Source organism: Azospirillum rugosum (genome assembly GCF_017876155.1).
GTDB lineage: Bacteria > Pseudomonadota > Alphaproteobacteria > Azospirillales > Azospirillaceae > Azospirillum > Azospirillum rugosum.
Genome location: NZ_JAGINP010000037.1, coordinates 63,105 through 69,745, shown reverse-complemented (window position 1 = coordinate 69,745; position 6,641 = coordinate 63,105). Strand labels below are relative to the sequence as shown.

Below are 6,641 nucleotides of genomic sequence, written 5' to 3'. Positions count from 1 at the left end.
GGCTTTCGCCAAGCTCAAAGCTCATCTCCGACGCATCGGTGCCCGCACCATCGAGGAGCTGTGGAAAGCTGTCGGCTCCATCTGCGACCTCTACACACCCGACGAGTGCTGGAATTATCTCAGGCACGCCGGATACGCGTCAGATTAAACGCTCGAAACTCTAAGCCGCAACTCCTGTTGGGCAACTCCTGTTGGGACTGGGACCTGGGACCTCCGCAAGGTCCCCGTCCGCAACAACGGGAGAAACGGCTTTGGGCACCATCAAGCACCCCAGCGGAGGCGACTCCGTGACGCCCCAGCAGGAGGGCGGCAAGCACGTCCGCGGGACCGAGGCCAAGAGCTACGACCAGGTCCGCAAGATGGAGCGGGAGCGCGACACCCCGCCCATGGACCCCGACGGCGAGCGCCAGGCCAAGGGCCCCGACGCGCGCGACGCCCTCACCGACCGCGGCAACGACCTGTCTGAGAATCCCGGCATCGGCTCGTCCCCCGGCACCACCGACAGCGGCGAATCCGGCATCGACGACCGCGACAGCGGCCCCGGCATCACGCCGATCCCGCGGTAAAAATCGGGGGGCGCGAAGCCCCCCAAAACACGATCACCCCAGAACGCGGCCGACGATCACGCCCAGCTTCTTGACCAGTTCCGGATCGCGCTTGTCCGGCGCGGTCATCAGCGCGTTGTCGAGCGCGGTGTGGCAGCCCTGCTCGCACAAGCCCTCGCGCACCGCCAGCTTCGGCGCCAGCTGCTTGACCAGCGAGCGCGCCTTGTCGGCGTTGGCGATCACCACCTTGATCACGGCGTCCACGGTGACGTGGTCGTGGTCCGGGTGCCAGCAGTCGAAATCGGTCACCATGGCGACGGTCGCGTAGCACATCTCCGCCTCGCGGGCGAGCTTGGCCTCCGGCATGTTGGTCATGCCGATGACGTCGCAGCCCCAGCTGCGGTACAGCTCGGACTCGGCCTTGGTGGAGAACTGCGGGCCTTCCATGACCATGTAGGTGCCGCGGCGCTGGTGCGGGATGCGCAGCTCGACCAGAGCCTCCTCGATCAGGTCGCCGAGCCGCCCGCAGACGGGGTGCCCCAGCGCCACATGCGCGACCAGCCCCGTGCCGAAGAAGGTCTTGGCGCGGGCGAAGGTGCGGTCGATGAACTGGTCGATGACGACGAAGGTGCCCGGCGGCAGATGCTCCTTCAGGGAGCCGACGGCCGACACCGACAGGATCTCCGTCACGCCCAGCGCCTTCAGCGCGTAGATGTTGGCGCGGAAGTTCAGCTCCGACGGGGGGATGCGGTGGCCGCGGCCGTGGCGCGGCAGGAAGACCAGCTTTTGCCCGTTCAGCTCGCCGGTCAGCAGCTCGTCCGACGGGTCGCCGAAGGGGGTCTCGACCTTCACCCAGCGCTTGTTCTCCAGCCCGTCGATGTCGTAGACGCCGCTGCCGCCGATCACGCCGAGCACCGGCGCGGTCCCGGATTCCGCCATAACCCAAAGCCTCCATCAATCAGAGGCCGCAGTATCCGGGCGAACGATCCCAAAGGCAACGCCCTCACAGCGTGCGCAGCAGAACCACCACGAGCGTCAGATAGACCGCCGCCTTGGCCGCCGTGGCCAGCCGCGCGGTCCCCCACACCGGCACGCCCGGCCGGCGCAGCAGGGTCACCAGCGCCATCCCCGCCGCGAATCCGCCGAGATGCGCCCCCCAGGCCACGTCCGCCAGCCCCGAATCCGGCGCCGGCGGCAGCAGCGTCATCGCCACGTTCACCCCCAGGAACCCGCCGACCACCAGGGAGGCCGGCACCCGCGGCCCCGGCGACAGGCCCAGCACCGCCTGCGGGTGCAGCAGCAGGTAGGCGCCCATCACCCCGCAGATGGCGCCGCTCGCCCCGACCAGAGGCGCCATGGGGTCGGCAGCCAGAGCCCCCTCCGCCAGCGCCCCCGCCGCTGCGCACAGCAGGAAGAACAGCAGGTAGCGCCAGGATCCCAGCGCCGTCTCCACCGCGTCGCCGAAGGCCCACAGCGCCAGCATGTTGCTGACCAGATGCACGATGTCGCCGTGGATCAGCACATGGCCGAACAGCCCGCGCCACACCGCCCAGGTCGGCAGCGGCCCGGCCAGTTCCACGGTTCCGTAGAAATAGGCGGGAACGAAGGCGAAGGGCTCCGGCGGCAGGCCCAGCACGAAGGCCAGCGTGCAGGCCATGATGATGCCCCGGTTCACGAACGCCACGCGCATCCTTCTCTCCCGGGGAATTCGCCCCCTTCCGATATGGGGACTTTGCCGGTGATGACCAACACTCCCAGCCGGCACTCCAATTGCCCACAACGGCGCAGCGGATATACACCCGTCGGCCGCATTGGTCGGCCGGCGTCCGGGTGACACAGTTTCTCCACACCAAAAAACACCGGACAGGGGAGAAACGACTATGCCTGACCATTTCGACGTGGAGCGCCGGGGCCGCGTGCTCCTGCTGACCATGAACGACCCGGCGACCCGCAACGCGCTGAGCAACGGCATGATGTCCCGCGGGCGGGAGGCTCTGGAGGAGGCCGCGCACGACGACGGCATCGGCGCCGTCGTGCTGACCGGCGCCGATGGAGCCTTCAGCTCCGGCGGGCACCTGACGCGGCTGTACGACCACGCCGGCAAGTCGCGGTCGGAGAACCGCGATTCCATCGAACGCTTCCACGGCTGGGTCCGCATCATGCGGGAATGCCCGAAGCCGATCGTCGCCGCGGTGGAGGGCCCGGCCGCCGGCGCCGGCTTCTCCCTGGCGCTGGCCTGCGACCTGATCGTCGCGGCTGAGGACGCACGCTTCCTGACCGCCTACGTGAAGGTCGGCCTGAACGCCGACGGCGGCGCCTCGGCCTCGCTCGCCCGCGCCCTGCCCCTGCAGCTCTGCGCCGAGCTGATGCTGGACGGCGGCGCGGTGGCCCCGGCGCGGCTGCACGCCCTGGGCGTCGTCAACCGCGTCACCGCCCCCGGCCAAGCCCTGCCCGAAGCGCTGTCCTGGGCCGCCAAGCTCGCCGACGGCCCCGCCGCCGCCATGGGCCGCGCCAAGCGCCTGATGGAACTGGCCTACGGCAACTTCGCCACCCAGCTCGCCCGCGAAAGCGACCTGTTCGTCGAGGCCCTGCACCACCCCGAAGCCAAGGAAGGCATCACCGCCTTCTTCGAAAAGCGCCCCCCGAAGTTCCCCGGCCGTTGACGCCCCGTCTTCCCTCCCGCAAGCCTATTCCCCTCTCCCGCAAAGCGGGGGAGGGCTAGGGAGGGGGCAAAACTCTGTGGGGGCAAAACTCCCCACCCCCCAACGCGCCCAAAAGCCGCAGCCAATCCCCCGGCCCATCAATCCGGTTGACCGCCGCCCTGCATTCCTTTGGATGTTGCGCGTCGGCCGGGGCTTCTCCTGGCCGACGAACCGAAGGGAGGTGACGCGCTTGAAAGTGTTCCTGAAGTGGGTTCGCCGCTTCTGGTTCCGGATGAAGTTCGAGTTCGAAGCCGGCTTCAACACGGACCGGGATCGGTAAGACCCAAAAAGGCGGGGCAGGGAAACCGGCCTCGCCACCAGGGAACGAAAAGGCGCGTCACCTCCTTGCCCCAGAGATTACCACGGCGCGGAGGGACTTCAAGCGACCCAACGCCGCCCGCTCGCAAGGACTGCGGCGGATTGTCGCCAAGAGCACGCAGGCACACCCGTCACGCGATTTCTGCGTTGACCAAAGCAACGCATGCGTTTGGATGCACGGCGTCGGGCGGGCTTCTCCCGTCCGACGAACCGAAAGGAGGTGACGCGCTTGAAAGGGTTCCTGAAGTGGCTCCGCCGTTTCTGGTTCCGGGTGAAGTTCGAGTTCCACGCCGGCTTCAACCAAGACCAGGACAGCTGAGGACCAAAGGGCGGGGCCGGGAAACCGGCCTCGCTTTCAGGGAGCGGAAAGGCGCGTCACCTCCTTGCCCACAGATTACCACGCCACGCGTGGACTTCAAGCATCCCGGCCGGCACACCCGTTCTTGAAGTGTTCCCGCCGTTCCGCTATGCTTTCCAAGCACGTAACGGCAGCAAGGCCCCGGCTTAAGCGGAATGAAACACCACAGCAAAAAGCGTCTCACAGCGTTTCATTCCGTTTCATCCGGCTCCGGGCAAGCGCCCCATCCCACTCCTGCGCCCGCCCATGCCTGACCTCCCCTCCCCCCTCATCCCCGCCAACGTCGCGGGGTGGTTCCGGTCGCGCGGATGGGCGCCGCACCCGCACCAGATCGCCATGGTGGAGGCGGCGGAGGCTGGGGACAGCGCTCTGCTGATCGCGCCGACCGGCGGCGGCAAGACGCTGGCCGGGTTCCTGCCCTCGCTGATCGAGCTGGCGGAACGGCCGCGGGAGGGGCTGCACACGCTCTACATCTCGCCGCTGAAGGCGCTCGCGGTGGACATCCAGCGCAACCTGGAGGAGCCGGTGGCGGAGATGCGGCTGCCCATCCGCACGGAGACCCGCACCGGCGATACGCCGGAATCCAAGCGGCGGCGGCAGCGGGCGCACCCGCCGCAGATCCTGATGACCACGCCGGAAAGCCTCGCCCTGCTGCTGTCCTACGCCGACTCCGCGGCGATCTTCCGGCACCTCCGCTGCGTCATCGTGGACGAGCTGCACGCGCTGGCCGGGACCAAGCGCGGCGACCTGCTGGCGCTGGGGCTGGCGCGGCTGGCGCGCCTCGCCCCCGCGGCGCGGCGGGTCGGCCTGTCGGCCACGGTGGCGGAGCCGGACCAGCTGCTCGCCTGGCTGTCCCGGACCGGGCGCGCCGACAATGGAGATGTCCGGCTGGTGACCGGGCGCGCCGGGGCCTCGGCGGAGGTGGAGATCCTGACGACGCGGGAACGGCTGCCCTGGGCCGGCCACATGGCGATGCACGCGCTGGGCGAGGTCTACCAGCGCATCCGTGGCCACCGCACCACGCTGGTCTTCGTCAACACCCGCGCCCAGGCGGAGCTGGTCTTCCAGGAACTCTGGCGCATCAACGACGACAACCTGCCCATCGCGCTCCACCACGGCTCGCTCGCGGCGGAGCAGCGCCGCAAGGTGGAGGCCGCCATGGCGGCGGGGAAGCTGCGGGCGGTGGTGGCGACCTCCTCGCTCGACCTCGGCATCGACTGGGCGGCGGTGGACCTCGTGGTGCAGGTCGGCGCGCCGAAGGGGGCGAGCCGGCTGGTGCAGCGCATCGGCCGCGCCAACCACCGGCTGGACGAGCCCAGCCGCGCCCTGCTCGTCCCCGCCAACCGGTTCGAGGTGCTGGAGTGCCGCGCTGCCGTGGACGCCGTCGCGTCCATGAGCCTGGACGGCGAGCGGCCCCGGCCCGGCGGACTGGACGTGCTGGCCCAGCACATGCTGGGCATGGCCTGCGCCGATCCGTTCCGCCCCGACGACCTGTACGACGAGGTGGTCTGCGCCGCCCCCTACGCCAATCTCGCGCGCGACGAGTTCGACGACGTGCTGGACTTCGTGGCGACCGGCGGCTACGCGCTCGGCAACTACGAACGCTTCCACCGGCTGGTGATGCGCGAGGACGGGCGCATGGCCGTGGCCGGCCCCGCCGTGGCGCGGCAGTACCGCATGAACGTCGGGACCATCACGCAGGAGGCCATGCTGCGCGTCCGCCTGAACCGCGGCCCGGTGCTGGGCGAGGTGGAGGAGTATTTCATCCAGGACCTCACCCCCGGCGACACCTTCATGTTCGCCGGCCAGCTGCTGAAGTTCCTCGGCGTGCGGGAGATGGAGGCGCAGGTCGCCAAGGGGGGCACGGGGGAGCCGAAGGTGCCCGCCTACGCTGGCGGGCGGCTGCCGCTGACCTCCGCGCTGGCCGACCGGGTGCGCGCCATGCTGGCCGACCCGGCGCAGTGGCCCGGCCTGCCGGAGGACGTGCAGGAATGGCTGCGGCTCCAGCGCTGGCGCTCCGTGCTGCCGGCGCGCGACGGGCTGCTGGTGGAAAGCTTCCCGAAGGCCGGCAAGCGCTTCCTGGTGGTGTATGCGTTCGAAGGGCGGAACGCGCACCAGACGCTGGGCATGCTGCTGACCCGCCGCATGGAGCGGATGGGCTGCGGCCCTCTGGGCTTCGTCGCCACCGACTATGTGCTGGCGGTCTGGTCGCTGCGGACTCCTCGGGATATGGACGCGCTGTTCGACCAGGACATGCTGGGCGACGACCTGGAGGCGTGGATGGACGAGTCCTCCATGCTGCGGCGGACCTTCCGCAACGTGGCGCTGATCACCGGCGTCATCGACCGCCGCCATCCCGGCCAGGAGAAGTCCGGCCGGCAGGTGACCTTCAGCTCCGACCTCATCTACGACGTGCTGAGGAAGCACGACCCCGGCCATGTGCTGCTGCGCGCGACGCGGGCCGACGCCGCCGGCGGACTGACCGACATCCGGCGCCTGTCGGACTTCCTGGCGCGGGTGAAGGGGCGCATCACGCACAAGGACCTCGACCGCATTTCCCCGCTGGCCGTGCCGGTGATCCTGGAGATCGGGCGGGAGCGGGTGGACGGCTCCGCCACCGACGAACTGCTGGAGCAGGCCGCGGCCGACCTGGTCGCCGAGGCGATGCCGGAGCTGGGATCCGAGGGTGACTCCCAGGGCCGCCTGGCGTTGTGATGG

The 6,641-nt window shown here is 69.7% G+C and carries 5 protein-coding genes; 3 read left to right on the top strand and 2 right to left on the bottom strand.

The genetic code is table 11. The annotated features are described in order from the left end of the window. Positions 1-287 precede the first annotated feature (287 nt). Entirely contained in the window at positions 288-566 is a 279-nt protein-coding gene (locus J2851_RS33705; RefSeq protein ID WP_209772946.1) for a hypothetical protein, read from the top strand. A 33-nt stretch (positions 567-599) separates the two neighbouring features. On the opposite strand, the gene J2851_RS33700 is transcribed toward J2851_RS33705, so the two are convergent. Then, positions 600-1,484 (bottom strand): S-methyl-5'-thioadenosine phosphorylase, encoded by an 885-nt coding sequence (locus J2851_RS33700; protein ID WP_209772944.1) that lies wholly within the window; start codon positions 1,482-1,484, stop codon positions 600-602. 64 nt (positions 1,485-1,548) lie between these two features. Then, positions 1,549-2,235 carry a rhomboid family intramembrane serine protease gene (locus J2851_RS33695; protein WP_209772942.1) on the bottom strand — a complete coding sequence of 229 codons (687 nt, stop codon included), beginning with the start codon at positions 2,233-2,235 and terminating at the stop codon, positions 1,549-1,551. Between the two features lie 190 nt (positions 2,236-2,425). Here J2851_RS33695 and J2851_RS33690 point away from each other — a divergent pair, with 190 nt between their 5' ends. Further along, the gene (locus J2851_RS33690; protein ID WP_209772940.1) at positions 2,426-3,208 is read left to right on the top strand and encodes an oxepin-CoA hydrolase, alternative type; all 783 of its coding nucleotides are present in this window, start codon (positions 2,426-2,428) and stop codon (positions 3,206-3,208) included. Positions 3,209-4,169: 961 nt separating this feature from the next. Continuing rightward, complete coding sequence (locus J2851_RS33685) at positions 4,170-6,638, top strand: ligase-associated DNA damage response DEXH box helicase (protein ID WP_209772938.1); 2,469 nt, start codon at positions 4,170-4,172, stop codon at positions 6,636-6,638. Positions 6,639-6,641 lie beyond the last annotated feature (3 nt).